A 17392-nucleotide genomic window follows, 5' to 3' on the forward strand; every position below is an offset into this window, starting at 1 on the left:
TGCGGGCGAGCGCCGAAGCAACCTCTACCAGCGCCGGCAGACTGTCAACCGCAAGCATAGTCCGATCCTTCGCTTTCGTCGGTGCGCTTGCGCACAGTCGAAAAGCGTTCCAGGCGATAGCGTTGCGGCGCTGGACGCCCGGCACGACCCGGCCGCGCTCAGCGCGTGCGCAGGTTCATGCGAAACGCAATCACCGCCACATCGTCCACCACCGGCGACATCCCCAGGATGGCCGTGGCGCGCAGGTCGTGCTCGGGGCAGCGGACGAAGCCCATCTGGTGGTAGAGCTTGCAGGCCGTCGTCATGAACGAGGAGCTGTGGATGCCCAGCGTCAGCGCGCCAAGTTCGCGCGCGCGGTCCACGCAGTACTGCGCGAGCCGGCGCCCCAGCCCGCGGCCGCGGGCGTCCGGGTGCACCGCCAGCTTGCGGAAGCCCGCCCAGCCCTTGGGCAGGCCCATGCCCGCGAGGCCCGCGTCGGGGTAGAACACCACGCTGCCCACCACCCGGCCCTGCCATTCGGCGACCAGCAGCTGGGTGCCGTCCTCCGGCCTTTCGACGTGGCGCAGGTCGTCGAGGTACGCATCGAAGACGCCCGGAGCCGCGCTCTTGCGGTACTGGGAATAGGCGGCCATGCGGATCGATGCGATCGGCGTGGCCTCGTGGCGTGCAGCGGGGCGGATGCGGCTGCTCGCCGCCACGCGCCTCTCGAAATCCAGCATGGCTCTTTCTCCTTCACTCCCCGGGCGGTCGGATGACCGGCGGATGCAGTCAGCTTAGGCTTGCGCGCCGGCCCCTTCTTGAAGGAATGCGACATCTTGTCCGACAGGCGCATAGGCCATGCGGCCGATGTTCGCAGCCGCGCGCGTTGGCTAGATTGCTTCGGATACCGCAGAAGCCCCGGAGGATCTCCATGCTCGACACTGCCCAAAAAGCTTTGCTGCTGCGCCGCAACGGCGTTGCCGTTCCCGAGAGGCCGGCGGATGGCAGCATGGCGCGATGGCAGGCGGCGGTCGACGCACTTTTCGCCCAGTACGTGACGCAGCGCGCCGCCAGGAGCCTGCAAGAAGCCGAAGAGGCGCGCGAGCTCGAGCTGCTGAGCCGCCTCGCCGCCACCTCCTACCCGCGACGACGCAACACGAACTACGCCTGATGGTCATCACAAGTCGTTTCCTTATCGCCACGACGCTGTGGGTCTTCGCGGGCGCCACGCATGCGCAGGTCGCCGGCTGCGAGGCGCTCATGGCCCAGATCGACGCGAAGATCCGCGCGGGCGGCGTGACGCAGTTCACCCTCACCACGGTGGATGCCTCGGCCAATGCCGGCGGGCGCGTGGTCGGCACCTGCGACCTGGGCACCAAGAAGATCGTGTACGAGCCGGGGCCGACGCATGGCGCGGTCTCTGCGACCCGTCCGGCGCAGCAGCCGGCGCCCGCGCCCGCACGGCGGCGCGACGAGCCGATGCTGACCGAGTGCAGGGACGGCACGGTGAACCTGGGCGGCGACTGCCGCAGGTAGCTCAAGCCATCAGCCGCGCGCTGCGCCGGATGCTCTGCGGCGGCTGCCCCAGCGTGCGCAGAAAGGCCCGCCGCATCCGCTCCGGGTCGCCGAATCCCGCCTCGCGCGCCACCACGCCCAGCGCAAGCTCGCCCGCGTCGATCAGCGTGCGCGCAGCTTCCACCCGCAGGTTCTCCACCGCCTGCGCCGGCGACTGCCCGGTTTCGGCCTTGAAGGCGCGGCTGAACTGCCGCGGGCTCAGGTGCGCGACATCGGCCAGGTCCTCGACCGACAGCGGCTCGCGCAGGTGGGCGCGGGCATGGGCCAGGGTCTTCTGGATGCGGTCCGACTGCGGCTCCAGCTCCAGCATGGCGGAGAACTGCGACTGGCCACCCGGCCGGCGGTAATACACCACCATCTTCTTCGCGACGACGCGCGCGATCTCGGCGCCCAGGTCTTGCTCGACCAGCGCCAGCACCATGTCGATGCCGGCCGTCATGCCGGCGGAGGTCCAGACCGGGCCGTCGTTGATGAAGATGCGATCGGGCTGCACCTTGATGAGCGGATGGCGCTTCTGCAGCTCCTGCGCAAAGCCCCAGTGCGTGGTGGCGCGCCGGCCGTCGAGCAGGCCGGCCTCGGCCAGGGCGAAGGCGCCGGTGCAGATGCTGGTCACGCGCCGCGCCTGGCGCATGCCCGAGCGCAAGAAGCGGCACACCTTGGGGGTGATGGTGGTGGCGACCAGCGCGCCGGTCATCACCAGGGTATCGAAGCGCGCGGTGGTGAAGCGCCGGGAATCGACCGCCGCGCCGCTGGAGCTGGCCACAAGACCGCCGTGCTCCGACAGCATTTCGACGCGGTAATGCGCCTGGCCGAGCTGCATGTTGGCCAGCTCGAAGGCGGCGATGGCGGCCAGGTCGAGGATCTGGAAGCCGGGGAAGACGAGGATGCCGATGCGTCGCATGGGCTGGAGGGTACGTGCGGCGGGTCGGTTGGTCAATGGATCAGCATGTCCTGAAATGTGGGAAATATGGCATTCGGGACATCGCGGTGCAGCGCACACTTCGATTCAGCCCGTCGGTCGTTCGACGGCCCCGAATCCCGCATTCACCCCAAGGACCCGACGCCATGACTGCAGCAAACACCCGGGGCACCGCCCTCATCACCGGCGCTTCATCCGGCATCGGCGCCGTCTATGCCGACCGGCTGGCGCGCCGCGGCCACGACCTGATCCTGGTCGCGCGCAACCGCGAGCGGCTGCAGGCGCTGGCCGAGCGGCTCACCCGCGAGACCGGCCGCAAGGTCGAGACGCTGGTCGCCGATCTCAGCGACAAGGCCGACCTGGCGCGCGTCGAGGAGGTGCTGCGCAGCAACGAGAAGATCACGATGCTGGTCAACAACGCCGGCTTGGGCGCGACCGCGCCGCTGCTCGGATCGGACATCGGGAAGATGGAAGACATGATCGCGCTCAACGTGAATGCGCTCACCCGCCTGACCTACGCCGCGGTGCCGGCCTTCGTGAAGCGCGAGGGCGCGACGCTGGTGAACATCGCCTCCATCGTCGCGATCTCGCCGGAGACGCTGAACGGGGTTTATGGCGCGACCAAGGCCTATGTGCTGGCGCTGGGGCATTCGCTGCAGCACGAGCTGGCCGACAAGGGTGTGCGCATCCAGACGGTGCTGCCCGGCGCGACCGCCACCGAGTTCTGGGACATCGCCGGGCTGCCGGTGCAGCATCTGCCGAGCGAGATCGTGATGACGGCCGAGAACCTGGTCGACGCGGCGCTCGTGGGGCTGGACCGGGGGGAGGCGGTCACGATTCCGTCGTTGCAGGATGGGGCGGATTGGGATGTGTACGAGGCGGCGCGGCGGGCGATGTCGGGGCGGTTGTCGAGTTCGCAGGTGGCGCAGCGCTACGCCGCGGCCTGACCGCTCCCCGCCTTGTTCCCTCCCCCAGAGGGGGAAGGAGCAAGACATCAAGACGACGCGCGGCAAATCCCATCGACACGCGCCCTGACCGGCACAGCAGCAGCCTCCGCCGCCACCCGGCTCCCCGCCGTGTGAATCAACAACGCCCCCACCACCATCCCCATCCCCAGCAGCTCGCTCCCCGAAGGCAGCTTCCCCATCCCTACACTCATCAGCAGCGCCGACACCGGCACGAAGTTGATGAAGGCGGTGCCGGTTACTGTCCCCAGCGTGCGCACTCCGAAGTTGTAGGCCAGCACGGCAAAGGCCGAAGGAATGAGCCCCACGTACAGCAGCGCATGCCACGACAGCCGCAGCCCTTCCACCTGCGGAACCTCCGCCAGCCCGATCGCGCTCGCGCCCAGCGCACCGAGCACCAGCAGCGGCCAGGCGGCCAGCACGGTCAGCCCGGTGTACTCGACCACGTCCAGCTGCACCGCGAACTGCGTGGCGCCGCGCGTGTACCAGACCCAGCCCAGCGTGCCGGCGAAGGCGATGGCGTCGCCCCACGCGGTCGATGCCGCATCGCCGTTCGACGGCGCCAGCACGCCCGAGACGACGACCACGCCGGCCAGCGCCAGCGCGCTGCTCAGCAGCGTGGTGCGGGTGGGCCGCACGCCGTCGAGCACCCAGCGCAGCAGCTGCGTGCTGATCGGCGTGGTGGCCATGATGATGGCGCCGTGCGAGGGCACCGAATGCGCCAGGCCGGTCAGCAGCATCACGCTGAACACGCCGAAGCCGGTCACGCCGCGCAGGGCGAGCGGGCCGGCGTGGCTGCGCAGCTTGCGCCACGGCGCGGCCCCGCGCGGGGCCAGCAGCGCGGCGAAGATCAGGGCCGAGAGGCTGTAGCGGATCAAGGTGAACCAGAAGGGGTCGACGTGCCGCAGCACGTCCTTGCTGACCAGGAACATGGCGCCCCACGCGGAGGTGGCGGCGAGCAGCGCGGCGATGCCGAGCGGGGAGGATGGGGTACGCATGGGAACAAGCCTGAAGATGGATTCGATGCCCCGAAGAATGGGCGTCGCCCCTGCGGAAAACCATTCGTTTCTTTGGACGGGGGCCTCAGGATTTGCGAATGGCCCCGTGTGCGCGAGGCGCTCACAATCGCCGCCATGGAGCTCTACCAACTCAAGACCTTCGTCGCCATCGCCCGCGAAGGCAGCCTGACGCGGGCCGCCGAGCGGGTGTTCACCAGCGCGCCGGCGGTCAGCGCGCAGCTCAAGGCGCTGGAAGACGAGCTCGGCGTCAAGCTCTTCGAGCGCACGCCGCGCGGCATGGTGGCCACCGAGGCCGGCCAGACGCTGCTGGAGGAAGCCGAGCGCACCCTGGCCTCGGCGATGCGCATGCGCTCGGCCGCCGAGCAGATCCGCGGCGCAGCGCAGGGCGTGGTGCGCTTCGGCACGGTGGTCGACCCGGTGGCGCTGCGGCTGGGCGAGGTGCTGGTGAAGCTGGCGGAGCGCCATCCCCAGGTGTCGCTGCAGCTGCAGCAGGGCCTGTCGCATCAGACGCTGGCGGCGGTGCAGCGCGGCGAGCTGGAGTGCGCCTTGGCGCTCAACGACGCCGAGGCGATCGAGGGCCTGGCGCTGCATCGGCTGGGCGTGGTCGACCTGGTGGTGACGCTGCCTGCGGCACTGGCCGAGGCGAGGCCGGCGCTGAAGCTGGAGGATCTCACCGAGCTCTCATGGGTGGGCACGCCCAACTCCTGCGTGATGCGCAAGCACCTGGACCGCCTGTTCGCCAGCGCCGGCCGCGAGTACCGCCCCGGCCGCACGGCGGACAGCGAAGGCGCGATCCGCAGCATGGTCGCCAGCGGGCTGGGCCCGGGCCTGTTGCGCTTGGACCAGGCGGAGCAGGGCGAGCGCAACGGCGAGCTCAAGATCTGGCCGGGCTGGCGCTCGCACACCTGGCTGTGCTGGGTGGAGCCCGAGGGCCGGCGCGCGCCGGCGGTGGAGGCGGTGCGCACGGCGGTGCTGGAAACCTGGGCCTGATCCGGCGGGCCGGGCGCGCGTCCGCCTTTCGCGGGTAGGACGATGCAGGCTTTTCCTACGCGACCGGGCTCGGCGCCGGGGCACCCTGCGCAGTGAATTCAATTGAACTTCCACTGCCAGACGCCATGACCTCCGCCGCCCGCCTGTTCATTCCTTCCGTCGCCGACACGGCGAGCGTTCGCATCATCGACGTCACCGACCCGAGCGACGTCGACTATTGGACCGAGACGCTCGGCGTCAGCGAGACCGAGCTTCGGCTGGCCGTGGCCGCCGTGGGCAGTTCAGTGCAGGACGTGCGCGACCACCTCGGCAAGTGAACGCCTGGCGCCGGGCCAGGCTTCAGATCAGCAGTCGTAGCGCCGGTAGTTGACGTAGCAGAGCTCGCGGATGCGCTGCCGGTCGGCAGCGACCCGGCGCTGGCTCTCGTTGATGCGGCGTTGCTCGTCCGCCCTGAGTTCACTCGCCTTGCGCTGCTCTTCGCGCAGCTCGGCCGCGCGCTGCTGCGCGTTCAGCGAATCCTGGCGCGCCTGCAGGTTCTGCGCGCGCGCGATGGCGGCGTCGGACTCGCGGCGGAAGGCCCGGTCCTGGGCCAGCTGGTCCGCTTCGCGCCGGGCCTTCTCGCGGGTTTCCTGCTCTGCGGCCTGCCTGGATTCGGCTTCTGCGATGGCTTGCTGCCGGGCCGCTTCCAGCTGTTTCGCCGCGATCTCCGCCTGCGCCGCCTGACGGCGATGCTGGACGTACGCGCCACCCGCGAACAAGGCGATGGCCAGCAGGCCGATGATCACCAGGGCCCGAGGCATGCCGGATTCGCGCTCGATGACGGTGGCGGTGTAGGGGGCGGGGCGCGAGGGCGGCGACGAAGCCTGCCTGGCGAGCTTGCGGTCGTGCGCCTGCCGGGATTCCGGGTCGCGCAGCACCTTGTGGGCATCGTTGACCTCGCTGAGCTGCTCGGCAAAGCGCGGGTCCTCGGCCATCTTCTGCGGGGTGTAGAACGCGCGTGCGCGCTCGACGGCTTCCTCGATGTCGGCCGCGGTCGCGTTGCCCGGGACACCCAGGACCTGGTATGCAGACTTCACTCTTCTTCCTCGGTTTTGCTTGCTTTTCCAGCCCGATGCGGACCGACTCTTTCGCCCGCGGAGGATCTTATCGGGAGGGGGCCGAAAAAAGTAACGGAGAGTGAGTTTTGAGCAAGGCGCTGCGAGATTCGCAAGCGCGGGCGAGGCATTTCTCACACCCGCGGCCGGGAGGGGCGGGAAAGCACGCCAGCCGACAGCCGCGGACGGGGCCGCGGCTCAGGCGCGAGGTTCAGGCGATGGCCTGCAGCGAGGGCAGGGCGCTTGCCTTCGGCGGCTGCGGCTTGGGGTCGCAGGCGGACAAGGCGGCCATGGCGATGATGACGAACGCGAGGGTGATGCTTCGATGCTTCACGGTCCTCTCCTTGGTTGGCTTCTTCGCGACGGGTGATCGCCGTCGGTCTCCCTGGCGGGAGCTCCTCGATTCTGCGGCTGGCCGGCGGATGTGCATGTCAGCCGACACGCCGCCGGTCTTGCCCCTTCCCCCTCCGGGGGAAGGTTGGGATGGGGGCACCGGGCGTGCCCACCGCCAACGCCGCGCGTGCCCCACCCCAGCCCTCCCCCAGAGGGGGAGGGAGCAAAGTCACAACGCCGCTGCAGTCAGCTCCAGCTGCGTCAACCTCCTCGCCATCCGCCCCACGAAGTTCTGCGTCACATGCGGCAGCGCCCGCTGCGTCGGCACCACGATGCCCACCAGCAGCTGATTCAGTGCCGGCAGTGCAAACGGCCGCCACAGCAGCTCCCCGCGCTTGAGCTCCTCGATAAAGGCGATCTTCGAAAAGCAGGAGATGCCCTTGCCGCCCATGATCAGCCGCTTGAGCAGGGGCGTGGAGTTGCAGGTCGCGGCCGGCTCCATGTCGTCCCAGAAGGCCGCAAACTCGGCCGACAGCGAGGCGCTGATCACAGGGTGCGAGCTGGAGCGCAGGAAGGGATAGCCCGCGCAGTCCTTCAGCGCGATGCGATCGTGCTTGGCGAGCGGATGCCCGGGCGGCAGCACGATGCCGATCGGCAGATTGGCCAGGCTCACCGCCTTCACCCCCCCCGGCAACCGGGCCACGAAGCTCATGCCCACGTCCGCCTGGCCCGACATCACCAGTTGCGGCACCTCCATGGGCTGCGTCGAGGTGATGGTGTAGGTCACGGCGGGGAAGATCTGCAGAAACTCCTCCACCGCGGCCGGCAGCAGCTCCTCGAAGAAGGAGTCCATCGCCGCCACCTTCACGTGGCCGGTGCGCTCGCCCTTGAGCGCATCGAGCTCGGTGCGCATCACCTGGAACTGGTGCAGCGTCTCCTGCGCATGCTTGAGCAGCCGTTCGCCCGCGGGGTTGAGCCGCAGCCCGTTGGGCAGGCGGTCGAAGAGCTCGACGCCCAGCTCGTCCTCCAGCTTGTGGATCTGGCGGTTGACCGCGCTGGCCGCGACGAACAGCCGCTCCGAGGCCTTGCGCACCGAGCCGCAGCTGGCCACCTCGATGAAGTACTTCAGGATGCTGGCGTGCATGGCCGCACCCTCCCGAAGAAGGCCTCGCCGCTACCCCGCGGGCGCTGCGCTCGGCGCCTCCAGCGCGATGCGCGGATGGTCGCAGGCGATGCGCCGCCCTTCGGCGCCGCCGGGCGAGCCGAGGCCGCTGACCTCGGCGCCGAAGAACTCGCGGTTGATGGCGATGTAATGCGTGAGCTCGGGCGGCAGCCGATGCTCCTCGTAGATCGCCTGGGTCGGGCAGGCGGATACGCAAATGCCGCAGTCGATGCATTCATCCGGGTGAATGTACAGAGTGCGCTCGCCTTCGTAGATGCAATCGACGGGGCAGCAGGGGACGCAGGCGCCGTCCTTGCAGTCGATGCAGGCGGTGGTGATGACGTGGGCCATGGCTGTGCCTGTTGCGACGATCAGCTCAGCGGCCCAGCCACTGCGGCTTGCGCTTCTGCTGGAAGGCCAGCACGCCCTCGTCGGCGTCTTCCGAGCGCAGCGCCGCCATCAACGCGGGCAGGCGCTGGCCGTGGGCCTCGGAAGGCGACAGCATGCCGGTGCGCCGCACCACCTGCTTGATGGCCTTGAGCGAGAGCGGCGCGCAGGCCAGCATCTGCTGCACCCAGCGCTCGACGGCGGTGTCGAGCTCGGCGCGCGGCACCACTTCGTTGATCAGCCCGATCTCGAGCGCGCGCCGGGCGTTGACGCGCTGGCCGGTGAGCATCATCCCCATCGCATGACGGAAGCCGATCTGGCGTTGCAGCAGCACCATGCCGCCGTCCAGCGGCAGGCGGCCCACCAGCGGCTCGGGCAGGCCGAAGCTCGCCTCCTCGCAGGCCACGACCAGGTCGCAGCCCAGCACCATCTCGAGACCGCCGCCCAGCGCGAGGCCGTTGACGCGCGCGATCACCGGCACGTCCAGCGTCTCGCGCAGCGCGATGCCGCCGAAGCCGCCGGGACGGGCGGCGGCCCAGTACTCGACGCCCTTCAGGTTCGAGGTGTTCTTGAGGTCGGCGCCGGCACTGAAAGCGCGCTCGCCGGTGGCGGTGAGCACGACCACGCGCACGTCGTCGCGGCGCTCGATGTCGTCCCAGATGCGCAGCAGCTCGCCCTCGGTGGCCATGTCCACCGCGTTGAGCACCTCGGGCCGGTCGATGGTGACGGTCGCGACGTGGTTCGCGACGTCAAAGAGTACGGTCATTGGGAAACCTCCGCGCTTCGCGCTGCGGTGCTGTTCGACTTGGGAGCGGCCCGGCGTCTCATGCGTCGGCCTCCTCGATCAGAGCGCGCGCCTCGGCGAGCAGCTCTTCCGTGTGCTCGCCCAGCCGCGGCGGTGCGCGCCGCAGCTCGGCCTGCGCGCCCGACATGCAGATCGGGCTGGCAATGAACTTCAGCTTGCGGCCGGAGGACGAGCTGCCCTCCAGGATCATCTCGTTGTGCAGGGTCTGCGCATCGACCAGCGCCTCGCGCATGTCGCGCACCGGTGCCGACAGCAGGTCCTGCTCTTCCAGGCGCGCCAGCCAGTGCTCGCGCGTGTGGCTGGCGAAGCGCTCGCGGAAGATCGCATGCAGCTCGGCCTTGTTCGCGAACTGCGCGGTGAGATCGGCGAAGCGCGCATCCAGCGACAGGTCTTCGATCTCCAGCGCCGCGCAGATGTCGCGCAGCGGGTTGGCCTTGAAAGCGCCGACCAGCACCAGCGGCCCGGTCTGCGTGTCGAACACGCCCGACAGCGGCATCGCGGCCCAGTTGACCTCCGAGTCTTCCATCATGACCATGGCCGCTTCCTGCATCTGCATGGCGAGCATGGAGTTGTAGAGCGAGACGGCGATCTTCTGGCCTTCGCCGGTGCGCTCGCGCTGCAGCAGCGCGAACAGGATGCCCTGCACCATGTGCATGCCGGCGGTGTAGTCGGCCAGCGCCGTGGGGTAGATCGAGACCGGCACGGTGGCGTCGGCACGCCGCGCCATCACGCCCGTGAGCGCCTGCGCCAGCACGTCCTGCCCGCCCTTGTGCGCGTAGGGCCCGGTCTCGCCGAAGCCCGTACCCACCGCATAGACGATGCGCGGGTTGATGCGCCGGCAGTCCTCGTAGCCCAGCCCCAGCCGCTCCATCACGCCGGCGCGGAAGTTGTTGCAGACCACGTCGCTGTCGGCGATCAGCGCCTTCACCAGCTCCATCTGGGCCGCGTCGCGCAGGTCGATCTCGACGCTGCGCTTGTTGCGGTTGAGGCTGCAGAAGATCGGGTTGTCCTCGCCCGCCACCGGCGCGAAGGTGGAGCGGCTCAGGTCGCCGGCGCCCTTGCGCTCGATCTTGATCACGTCGGCGCCGTGGTCGGCCAGCATCTGGGTGCAGACCGGGCCCATCATGACCTGCGTGAAGTCGATCACGCGGATGCCGGCCAGCGGCAGGTTGTTGCCGTTCGAATGGATCATGCGGCCTCCGCGAAGGAACGGGCGATGGCCGGGGTATCGGCATTCGGGCCCTTCTGGTCGCCGGGGTCGGCGCCTTGCGCACGCAGCGTGCGCTGCAGCTTCGCGATGTCCACGTTGCGCACCGCGATGCCGGCATCCAGCGCCAGCGCGGCGGCGGTGCCGGCGGCCTCGCCCATCGCCATGCAGGGCGGGATCTCGCGCGAGATCTTCTGCGCGGCCGAGGTCGACGAGTAATGGCGCCCGGCCACCAGCAGGTTCTCCACGCTGCGCGGCACCAGCGTGCGGAAGGGGTAGTAGTAGTCGCGGCCACGCGCCACGCTGTCCGCGAAGCGGGCGCGCTGCGCCACGTCTTCCTTGGTCATCACGTACTCGCCTTCCAGCAGGCGGGTCTGGCGGATGCCGGTCTGCGGCGCCAGGTCGACCAGGTAGCAGTCCTTGAAGCCGGGCAGCTTGGCGCGGATGAACTCGATCACTTTGTGGATGGTGGCGCGGCCCTGCACTTCGGCGCGCGTCAGGTCGGTCACCTTGAGGCCGTCCAGGCCCGCCATGTGCGGGCAGTTGCACCACACCACGCCGGGCAGCGGCGTCTTGAGCCACCACGAATCCCAGGCGCCGCCCAGGATGTGCTTGACCTCGCGGTCGAGCGCCGCGAAGGCCTCCGGCTCCTCGTGTTCGAAGCGCTCGGCTTCGTCGGTGTCGACGCCGCCCAGGCGGAACACCGTGGTCACGATGTAGGCGCCGCTGATGTGCGGCGCACCGGCCGAGGCCGCGACGTCGAGGTCGCCGGTGGCGTCGATCACCACCTTGCCCAGGATGGCTTCGCGCCCGCTCTTGGATTCGACCACCACGCCCTTGACCCGGCCGTCCTCCACCAGCGTGCGCGAGAACCAGGAGTGCAGGCGCAGGTTGATGCCGGCCTGCTGCACCATCTCGAGCGAGGCGCGCTTGAAGGCGTCCGGGTCGAAGGCGGCGGCAAAGCAGATCGGGTGCGGCTTTTCCTTGCTGTGGAAGTCGAATGTCCCCCAGCGCTTCCAGCGGCGCACCGACTCGGGCAGGGTGCCCCAGTCCTTCTGCTTGGGGTACTCGGCCAGGCCGCGTTCGGCCATGCGCTCGATCATCTCGAGGCAGATGCCGCGCACCGAGATCTCACGCAAGTGGCTGTCCCACATGTCGTCGAGCACCAGCACCATGCCGCCGGAGGCCAGGCCGCCCAGGTGGTTGTAGCGCTCCAGCAGCGTCACGCTGGCGCCGTTGCGCGCGGCAGCCACGGCGGCCGCCTGGCCGGCGGGGCCGCCGCCGACCACCACCACATCCGATTCGGCTGCGACGCGAATGTCGTGCGCAGGTTCTTGCATCCAGTCGCCAATACGGCTCATAGGGGTCTCCTAAAGAAATTTCGAGGCGGGGCGGCGTTGGAGTCGCCCCTTGAGGTCGTTCAGTGCTGGCCTTCGGGTTGCCAACGGATGATCCAGCGCTCGGCCAAGGTGACGAGCAGGAAGAACAGCCCCGACAGGGTGGCGCTCATCACGATCGCGGCGTAGAGCAGCGGCGAATCGAAGTTGAAGGTGGCCTGCAAGATCATGGCGCCGATGCCCACCGTGGCACCCACCCACTCGCCCACCACCGCGCCGATCACGCTCATCGACGCCGCGATGCGCAGGGCCGAGAACAGGTAGGGCAGCGAGTTCTGCAGGCGCAGGCGGAAGAAGATCTCCGTCTTGCTGGCCGACAGCACCCGCATCAGTTCCATGGCCTGCGGGTTCACCGACTCCAGGCCGCGCACCATGTTCACCAGCGTCGGGAAGAAGCACACCAGCGCCGCGATGGTGATCTTGGGCTCCATGCCGTTGCCCATGATCAGCACCAGCACCGGCGCCTTGGCCACCAGCGGGATGGCGTTGAACATCAGCACGACCGGAAAGAAGATGTCCTGCAACGTTTTGTTGTGTACGAAGACGGTGGCGATGGCGATCGCCGCCAGGTTACCCAGCAGGAAGCCGCCGGCCGCCTCCATGGCGGTGGGCAGCAGGTTGTCGAGCAGCACCGCGCGCTTGGCGTAGAGCGTCTCCACCACCGCCCAGGGCGAGGGCGCGATGAAGGGCTTGACGTCGAAGATCGCGATCACCGCCCACCACAGCACGATCAGGCCGGTGATGCCCAGCGCGGGCAGGAGGCGGCGGCGCCAGAGGCGGCGCTGGCGTGCCGTGGCCCAGGCCTGGTACTCGGGGTCGGCCGCGGCGAGGGTGGCAGCGGATGCGCTGCTCACGTCGAGAGAAGAAGTGCTCATGAAAGGGCCTCGCTCAGCAGGTTTCCAGCACGCGCCGCAGATGGGCGGTGAGGCGCACGAATTCGGGGGTCTCGCGGATGTCCAGCGTGCGGTCCTCGGGCATGTCGACGGGAACGATCTCGCGCACCCGGCCCGGATTCGCCGCCAGCATCAGCACGCGCTGGCCCAGGAAGGCGGCCTCGTGGATGCTGTGGGTGACGAAGAGGATGGTCACGCCGGTTTCCTTCCACACGCGCCGGATCTCCTCGTTGAGGCGGTCGCGCGTGATCTCGTCGAGCGCGCCGAAGGGCTCGTCCATCAGCAGGATCTTCGGATCGCTGGCGAGCGCCCGCGCGATCGACACGCGCTGGCGCTGGCCGCCCGACAACTCGTGCGGCCAGGCGTTGGCCTTGTCCTTGAGGCCGACCAGCTCCAGCAGCTCCTTCGGCGAGCGGCGGCCCTTGCGGCTGGCACCCCCGCCCACCTGCAGTGGCAGCTCCACGTTCTGCAGCGCGGTGCGCCAGGGCAGCAGCGCCGCGTCCTGGAAGACGAAGCCGATATCGCGGTTCTTGCGCGCGGCCAGCGGGCTGGTGGAGAGCACCTCGATGCGGCCGCGGCTGGGCTCGAGCAGGTCCGCCACCACGCGCAGGAAGGTGGACTTGCCGCAGCCCGAGGGGCCGAGCAAGGTCAGGAACTCGCCTTGCGCGACGTCGAGGTCCAGGCTCTTGATCGCGGTGACATCGCGGCGCTCGGTGAAGAAGCGCATGCCGATGTCGCGGCAGGAGATCGCCGGCGTGGCGTTCATGACGGCGGCCATGGGGTCAGGCCTTTCCCATGCGCAGGCCCGTGGTCGCCTTGAGCGCGTCGAGCGTGATCACGTCCTCCACCTTCGGCGTGCGGGCGGTGAACTGGCCCAGCTCCGAATAGGTCGCGATCTGTTGTTGCCAGACGGCGGGGTCCATCGCACCCCAACCCTGCGTCTGCGCGAGGCCGCCGAAGCTGTAGTCGAGCATGACGTCGACCGCCACGCGCTCGTCCTCCGCCTTGAGGTTGGGGTACTCCTTGACCAGCAGCTCCACCGCCTGGTCGCGGTTGGCCCGCACGTGCTGCCAGCCCTTCGCCGTGGCGCGCAGGAAGGCCTCGATCACCTTGGGCTGCGTTTCCAGCGTCTTGGTCGAGGCGTAGTAGGGCAGGGCGTAGAGCTGCACGCCGGCGTCCCACAGCGTGAGGTCGATGCGGTCGGGGCCCAGCATCTTGAGCGCCGTCGTGCTGGTCAGCCAGCCGGTGACCACGTCGACCTGGCCGGTCAGGAGCGGCGCCATGTCGGAGCCGACGGTGACGACCTTGACGTCCTTCTCGGGAATCTTGTTCTTCGCCAGGAGCGCGCGCAGCAGGATGGCCGCGGTGGACGGAATGCCCACCTTCTTGCCGACCAGGTCGGAGGGCTTGCGCACCGGGTTCTTGGCCAGCGAGAAAAAGGTGAAGGGATGCTTCTGCGCGCCGATGGCGAAGCACTTGATCGGCAGGCCTTGCGACACCGCCAGCATCACCGAGGGGCTGGACGACACCTGCCCGACCTCGTAGCGGCCGGAGGCGACGATGGCCACGCCGTCGATGTTGGGCCCGCCCGGCTGGATCGCGAAGTCGATGCCCTCCTGCTCGTAGAAGCCCAGCCGCTTGGCCACGACCTCGCCGATCTGGTTGACGCCGACGATCCAGCCGAGCTGCATGTTGATCTTTGCCTTGCCCTGGGCCAGCGCGTCGATGGAGAGCAGGCCGCCGCTGCCGAGGCCGGCGGCGATGAGCGAGGTCTTGAGAAGGCGGCGGCGACCGGGATCCCGGAGATTGGCCATGGCAGATTCCTTTGCGTTGGAGACAGGAAAAATGAAAGCGTCGACCTGGGCCTTCGATGTCGCGAAACATGCGACGGCGAAGACGTCATGACAGGAATGCTAGGAGCCGGAGGCGTTGCCTCCAAGCACCGTTTTTCGCAACGGGTGCGCTAAAAATTAGCTCGGAGAGCCCTCTGGAAAACCCTGTGTGCTGGCAAGACAAATGCCTGAAATGAAGGCATTTCGCCTGCTTGGATTTCAGCCTTGCGTGGCATCTTTTCCAGTGAAAACCTCGGTGCGCCAAGGTGGCGGGCCGATGGCATGAACTGTGCAAGTTCCAGCCATCGTTTCCCGGAGACACCCCCATGGATGATGGTCAAGCCATCGCAGTCCGGCCCGCGACGGAGTCGCTGCTGGATGCCGACATCGAAGTCCTGAAGCTCTCGCTTCGCACCACCAACGTGTTGCGCCTCAACCAGCTGCATACGGTCCGCGATGTGACCCGCGTGCCGGCTAAAAAGCTCTTCGTGCTTTCGCGGCTGGGCCGCAATTCGCTGCGGGAGATCGTGGAAAGCATGAACCGGCGTGGGCTGCGGCTGGCGGACTGATCTTCTCTCTATCCCAAGGGGAAAGGGAGCAAGGCGCGCATCAAGCGCGGCGGAACAACAGCACCGAATTCGTTCCGCCGAAGGCGAACGAGTTGCTGATCGCGGCTTCCAGCCGCGGCGCCGCGGCGCCTTGCTGCGGCACCAGGTTGAGCCGGCATTCCGGATCGACCTCCGTGCAATGGGCATTGGGCGGCAACTGCTGCCGGTGCAGCGCCAGCACGGTGATCACCGCCTCCAGCGCGCCGGCGGCGCCGAGGAGGTGGCCGTGCAGCGCCTTGGTCGAGCTCACCTGCAGATCGTCGAGCGCGGCCTCGCCCCAGACCTCCGCCAGCGCATTGCGCTCGACCACGTCGCCGATGCGCGTGGCGGTGCCGTGCGCATTGCAGTAGCCCACGTCGTGCGGCGCGAGCCCGGCCGATCGCAGGGCGGCGCGCAGGGCACGGGCCTGGCCCGCCGCGTCGGGCTTGGTGAGGTGCGCGGCGTCGCAGCCGATGCCCCAGCCGGCCAGTTGCGCGTAGGCGCGCGCGCCGCGGGCGCGGGCACGCTCGGCCGACTCCAGCACCACGAAGGCGGCGCCCTCGCCGAGCGCGAAGCCGCTGCGGTCGCTCGCGAAGGGGCGGACGGCGCGGGCCGCCTCGCCCGGCGCGAAGGCGGCCAGCGTCTGCATGGCCTGCCAGGCGAGCACCACGCCGGGCACGACCAGCGCCTCGCTGCCGCCGGCGATGGCGATGTCGACCTCGCCGCGCTGCACGGCCTTGGCCGCCTCGGCAATGGCGACGCCCGATGAAGCGCAGGCCACCGAGTAGGTGAGCACCGGCCCCTGCGCCTGCCGGCGCATCGCCACCTGCGCGGCCGGCGCGTTGGGCATGAAGGCGGGAATGGTCAGCGGCGGCATGCGCGCATTGGCGCCGCGGTAGGCGGCCTCGAGCGCCGCGGCGCCGCCCATGCCGCAGCCGGCGTAGACGCCGATGCGTTCGGGATCGGCATCGCCCAGCGCGCCGGCGTCTTGCACCGCGAGCTCGGCGGCCGCCACGGCGAGCTGGCTCACGCGGTCGACACCGGCCAGCTGAAGCTTGGTGAACCAGCGGGCGGCGTCGAGGGGCGCGAGCGCGGCGGCGGTGGGTTTGGGCAGATCGGGGAAGACGGGCTGAACGGCCGACTCGCCGCGCATCAGCGCGTCGAACATCGCGCCCGCATCGTCGCCATGCGGGCTCACGACGCCCAGCCCGGTGACGGCGACCTGCACGGCGCTCACTTGGCCTGGGCGGGTGCGGCCTGAGCAGCCAGGGCCTTGTCGACCATGGCGGCCAGCTCGGCGAGCGTGTCGATGTTCACGTCCTGGTCGGGCATCGAGATCTTGAAATGGTCTTCGACGGCGAACACGAATTCGACCAGTGTCAGTGAATCCATGCCCTTGTCGCGCATCGACGCGTGGGGGTCGAGCGCCGCGGGGTCGAGGCCGTATTTCTCTTGGATCAGATCCTGTAATTCTTTAAGCGAACTCATTGGGCGGTGTCCGTCTTCACGGGGGGCCAAGGGTCATCTGTGAGGGATGATATCCGCTCCCCCGAAGACTGCAGAGGCCCTGGCGCCGGGCGTCGGCCGCCAGCGCATCGAGGGCCATGCAAACGCGATGCCCAGCAGCGCGCCGGCCAGCGCGTCCAGCACCACGTGCTGCTTCACGGCCAGCGTCGAATAAGCAATCGCGGCGAACCAGAGCCAGTTGGTGAGGCGCAGCGACAGGGGCGTTCGCGTGCGGTGCAGCACGTCGTCCACCCGGATGGCGGTGAAGATCGCGACCGCCACGTGCATCGAAGGGCAGGCGTTGCCGGGCGCGTCCACGCCCTGCATCAGTGCGAAGCCGGGGAAGTCCGAGCCGCCGGCCATGAGCGGCGGCACCTGCGTCGGCCAGAAGTGGAACAGGGCCAGGCCGCTGAGGCACAGCGCGCCGACCCACAAGCCGTAGACCACCAGCTCGCTGAAGCTGCGCTGCAGCCCGGGCGCCAGGCCCACGTAGAACCACAGCGAGAAATACGCGATGAGCATCTCGGGCTGGAAGGGGACCAGCAGGTCGAGCGCCGTGAGCGGCATCACCGTCATCGCATGCACCGGATGGCGCAGCAGCTGGAAGTAGCCGATGAAGAAGAGCCAGGTGAAGACCGTGACGCCCACGATCTTCAGGGCCAGCAGATGGCGGATGCGAAAGCCGAGCTCGGAAGTCCAGTGCGGGGGTGCGGAAGAGGGCATGTGCAAGTGGATGAGCGTG

The 17392-nt window shown here is 69.1% G+C and carries 22 protein-coding genes; 6 read left to right on the forward strand and 16 right to left on the reverse strand.

Annotated elements, in window-relative coordinates; translation table 11 throughout:
- Positions 1-158: 158 nt before the first annotated feature.
- Positions 159-719 (reverse strand): GNAT family N-acetyltransferase, encoded by a 561-nt coding sequence (locus AC3A6X_RS18170; RefSeq protein ID WP_487843498.1) that lies wholly within the window; start codon positions 717-719, stop codon positions 159-161.
- Between the two features lie 191 nt (positions 720-910).
- Between AC3A6X_RS18170 and AC3A6X_RS18175 the strand changes: the two genes are divergently transcribed.
- Both AC3A6X_RS18175 and AC3A6X_RS18180 read left to right on the forward strand, forming a co-directional pair.
- A complete protein-coding gene (locus AC3A6X_RS18175; RefSeq protein ID WP_487843499.1) occupies positions 911-1150 on the forward strand; it encodes a hypothetical protein in 240 nt (79 codons plus the stop codon).
- The gene (locus tag AC3A6X_RS18180; RefSeq protein WP_487843500.1) at positions 1150-1515 is read left to right on the forward strand and encodes a DUF1161 domain-containing protein; all 366 of its coding nucleotides are present in this window, start codon (positions 1150-1152) and stop codon (positions 1513-1515) included. Before AC3A6X_RS18175 ends, AC3A6X_RS18180 begins: the two co-directional genes overlap by 1 nt.
- A gap of 1 nt (position 1516) precedes the next feature.
- Here AC3A6X_RS18180 and AC3A6X_RS18185 read toward each other — a convergent pair whose 3' ends face one another.
- The gene (locus AC3A6X_RS18185; protein ID WP_487843699.1) at positions 1517-2455 is read right to left on the reverse strand and encodes a GlxA family transcriptional regulator; all 939 of its coding nucleotides are present in this window, start codon (positions 2453-2455) and stop codon (positions 1517-1519) included.
- 164 nt (positions 2456-2619) lie between these two features.
- Between AC3A6X_RS18185 and AC3A6X_RS18190 the strand changes: the two genes are divergently transcribed.
- The gene (locus AC3A6X_RS18190; protein WP_487843501.1) at positions 2620-3420 is read left to right on the forward strand and encodes an SDR family NAD(P)-dependent oxidoreductase; all 801 of its coding nucleotides are present in this window, start codon (positions 2620-2622) and stop codon (positions 3418-3420) included.
- Between the two features lie 47 nt (positions 3421-3467).
- On the opposite strand, the gene AC3A6X_RS18195 is transcribed toward AC3A6X_RS18190, so the two are convergent.
- On the reverse strand, positions 3468-4436 hold the full coding sequence (locus tag AC3A6X_RS18195) for a DMT family transporter (RefSeq protein ID WP_487843502.1): 969 nt from the start codon (positions 4434-4436) through the stop codon (positions 3468-3470).
- A gap of 135 nt (positions 4437-4571) precedes the next feature.
- Here AC3A6X_RS18195 and AC3A6X_RS18200 point away from each other — a divergent pair, with 135 nt between their 5' ends.
- On the forward strand, positions 4572-5447 hold the full coding sequence (locus tag AC3A6X_RS18200; RefSeq protein ID WP_487843503.1) for a LysR family transcriptional regulator: 876 nt from the start codon (positions 4572-4574) through the stop codon (positions 5445-5447).
- A gap of 125 nt (positions 5448-5572) precedes the next feature.
- Positions 5573-5764: a DUF3606 domain-containing protein gene (locus tag AC3A6X_RS18205; RefSeq protein ID WP_487843504.1), complete on the forward strand. Its 192-nt coding sequence runs from the start codon at positions 5573-5575 to the stop codon at positions 5762-5764.
- A 27-nt stretch (positions 5765-5791) separates the two neighbouring features.
- On the opposite strand, the gene AC3A6X_RS18210 is transcribed toward AC3A6X_RS18205, so the two are convergent.
- The 10 genes from AC3A6X_RS18210 to AC3A6X_RS18255 form a co-directional block, all read right to left on the reverse strand.
- Positions 5792-6523: a DnaJ domain-containing protein gene (locus tag AC3A6X_RS18210; RefSeq protein WP_487843505.1), complete on the reverse strand. Its 732-nt coding sequence runs from the start codon at positions 6521-6523 to the stop codon at positions 5792-5794.
- Between the two features lie 229 nt (positions 6524-6752).
- Positions 6753-6875, reverse strand: coding sequence for a hypothetical protein (locus AC3A6X_RS18215; protein WP_258187288.1), 123 nt, complete (start codon positions 6873-6875; stop codon positions 6753-6755).
- A 228-nt stretch (positions 6876-7103) separates the two neighbouring features.
- Complete coding sequence (locus AC3A6X_RS18220) at positions 7104-8018, reverse strand: LysR family transcriptional regulator (RefSeq protein ID WP_309960387.1); 915 nt, start codon at positions 8016-8018, stop codon at positions 7104-7106.
- Positions 8019-8048: 30 nt separating this feature from the next.
- Positions 8049-8387 carry a ferredoxin gene (gene fdxA, locus AC3A6X_RS18225; RefSeq protein ID WP_487843506.1) on the reverse strand — a complete coding sequence of 113 codons (339 nt, stop codon included), beginning with the start codon at positions 8385-8387 and terminating at the stop codon, positions 8049-8051.
- Between the two features lie 25 nt (positions 8388-8412).
- Positions 8413-9189 (reverse strand): enoyl-CoA hydratase-related protein, encoded by a 777-nt coding sequence (locus AC3A6X_RS18230; RefSeq protein ID WP_487843507.1) that lies wholly within the window; start codon positions 9187-9189, stop codon positions 8413-8415.
- A 58-nt stretch (positions 9190-9247) separates the two neighbouring features.
- Entirely contained in the window at positions 9248-10420 is a 1173-nt protein-coding gene (locus AC3A6X_RS18235) for a CaiB/BaiF CoA transferase family protein (protein ID WP_487843508.1), read from the reverse strand.
- Entirely contained in the window at positions 10417-11796 is a 1380-nt protein-coding gene (locus AC3A6X_RS18240) for an FAD-dependent oxidoreductase (protein WP_487843509.1), read from the reverse strand. Before AC3A6X_RS18240 ends, AC3A6X_RS18235 begins: the two co-directional genes overlap by 4 nt.
- A gap of 59 nt (positions 11797-11855) precedes the next feature.
- Complete coding sequence (locus AC3A6X_RS18245) at positions 11856-12707, reverse strand: ABC transporter permease (protein ID WP_487843510.1); 852 nt, start codon at positions 12705-12707, stop codon at positions 11856-11858.
- A gap of 13 nt (positions 12708-12720) precedes the next feature.
- Positions 12721-13503: an ABC transporter ATP-binding protein gene (locus AC3A6X_RS18250; protein WP_487843511.1), complete on the reverse strand. Its 783-nt coding sequence runs from the start codon at positions 13501-13503 to the stop codon at positions 12721-12723.
- A gap of 4 nt (positions 13504-13507) precedes the next feature.
- The gene (locus tag AC3A6X_RS18255; protein WP_487843512.1) at positions 13508-14539 is read right to left on the reverse strand and encodes an ABC transporter substrate-binding protein; all 1032 of its coding nucleotides are present in this window, start codon (positions 14537-14539) and stop codon (positions 13508-13510) included.
- Between the two features lie 344 nt (positions 14540-14883).
- Between AC3A6X_RS18255 and AC3A6X_RS18260 the strand changes: the two genes are divergently transcribed.
- A complete protein-coding gene (locus AC3A6X_RS18260; protein ID WP_068686305.1) occupies positions 14884-15126 on the forward strand; it encodes a DNA-directed RNA polymerase subunit alpha C-terminal domain-containing protein in 243 nt (80 codons plus the stop codon).
- A 40-nt stretch (positions 15127-15166) separates the two neighbouring features.
- On the opposite strand, the gene AC3A6X_RS18265 is transcribed toward AC3A6X_RS18260, so the two are convergent.
- The 3 genes from AC3A6X_RS18265 to AC3A6X_RS18275 are packed head-to-tail and all read right to left on the reverse strand — an operon-like array spanning position 15167 to position 17373.
- Entirely contained in the window at positions 15167-16381 is a 1215-nt protein-coding gene (locus AC3A6X_RS18265; protein ID WP_487843513.1) for a beta-ketoacyl-[acyl-carrier-protein] synthase family protein, read from the reverse strand.
- A complete protein-coding gene (locus tag AC3A6X_RS18270) occupies positions 16378-16632 on the reverse strand; it encodes an acyl carrier protein (protein ID WP_487843514.1) in 255 nt (84 codons plus the stop codon). The genes AC3A6X_RS18265 and AC3A6X_RS18270 overlap by 4 nt, the downstream gene beginning before the upstream one ends.
- A gap of 33 nt (positions 16633-16665) precedes the next feature.
- Positions 16666-17373 (reverse strand): phosphatase PAP2 family protein, encoded by a 708-nt coding sequence (locus AC3A6X_RS18275; protein WP_487843515.1) that lies wholly within the window; start codon positions 17371-17373, stop codon positions 16666-16668.
- Positions 17374-17392 lie beyond the last annotated feature (19 nt).

This window comes from Variovorax sp. Soil_C_12, from assembly GCF_057657375.1.

Excerpts from the sequence above, each read along its gene's own strand:
- AC3A6X_RS18195 (WP_487843502.1), bottom strand. The coding sequence starts at position 4,436 with ATGCGTACCCCATCCTCCCCGCTCGGCATCGCCGCGCTGCTCGCCGCC.
- AC3A6X_RS18220 (WP_309960387.1), bottom strand. The coding sequence starts at position 8,018 with ATGCACGCCAGCATCCTGAAGTACTTCATCGAGGTGGCCAGCTGCGGC.
- AC3A6X_RS18205 (WP_487843504.1), top strand. The coding sequence starts at position 5,573 with ATGACCTCCGCCGCCCGCCTGTTCATTCCTTCCGTCGCCGACACGGCG.
- AC3A6X_RS18235 (WP_487843508.1), bottom strand. The coding sequence starts at position 10,420 with ATGATCCATTCGAACGGCAACAACCTGCCGCTGGCCGGCATCCGCGTG.
- AC3A6X_RS18275 (WP_487843515.1), bottom strand. The coding sequence starts at position 17,373 with ATGCCCTCTTCCGCACCCCCGCACTGGACTTCCGAGCTCGGCTTTCGC.
- AC3A6X_RS18170 (WP_487843498.1), bottom strand. The coding sequence starts at position 719 with ATGCTGGATTTCGAGAGGCGCGTGGCGGCGAGCAGCCGCATCCGCCCC.
- AC3A6X_RS18250 (WP_487843511.1), bottom strand. The coding sequence starts at position 13,503 with ATGGCCGCCGTCATGAACGCCACGCCGGCGATCTCCTGCCGCGACATC.
- AC3A6X_RS18185 (WP_487843699.1), bottom strand. The coding sequence starts at position 2,455 with ATGCGACGCATCGGCATCCTCGTCTTCCCCGGCTTCCAGATCCTCGAC.
- AC3A6X_RS18245 (WP_487843510.1), bottom strand. The coding sequence starts at position 12,707 with ATGAGCACTTCTTCTCTCGACGTGAGCAGCGCATCCGCTGCCACCCTC.
- AC3A6X_RS18175 (WP_487843499.1), top strand. The coding sequence starts at position 911 with ATGCTCGACACTGCCCAAAAAGCTTTGCTGCTGCGCCGCAACGGCGTT.
- fdxA (WP_487843506.1), bottom strand. The coding sequence starts at position 8,387 with ATGGCCCACGTCATCACCACCGCCTGCATCGACTGCAAGGACGGCGCC.
- AC3A6X_RS18230 (WP_487843507.1), bottom strand. The coding sequence starts at position 9,189 with ATGACCGTACTCTTTGACGTCGCGAACCACGTCGCGACCGTCACCATC.
- AC3A6X_RS18190 (WP_487843501.1), top strand. The coding sequence starts at position 2,620 with ATGACTGCAGCAAACACCCGGGGCACCGCCCTCATCACCGGCGCTTCA.
- AC3A6X_RS18180 (WP_487843500.1), top strand. The coding sequence starts at position 1,150 with ATGGTCATCACAAGTCGTTTCCTTATCGCCACGACGCTGTGGGTCTTC.
- AC3A6X_RS18240 (WP_487843509.1), bottom strand. The coding sequence starts at position 11,796 with ATGAGCCGTATTGGCGACTGGATGCAAGAACCTGCGCACGACATTCGC.
- AC3A6X_RS18260 (WP_068686305.1), top strand. The coding sequence starts at position 14,884 with ATGGATGATGGTCAAGCCATCGCAGTCCGGCCCGCGACGGAGTCGCTG.
- AC3A6X_RS18270 (WP_487843514.1), bottom strand. The coding sequence starts at position 16,632 with ATGAGTTCGCTTAAAGAATTACAGGATCTGATCCAAGAGAAATACGGC.
- AC3A6X_RS18255 (WP_487843512.1), bottom strand. The coding sequence starts at position 14,539 with ATGGCCAATCTCCGGGATCCCGGTCGCCGCCGCCTTCTCAAGACCTCG.
- AC3A6X_RS18200 (WP_487843503.1), top strand. The coding sequence starts at position 4,572 with ATGGAGCTCTACCAACTCAAGACCTTCGTCGCCATCGCCCGCGAAGGC.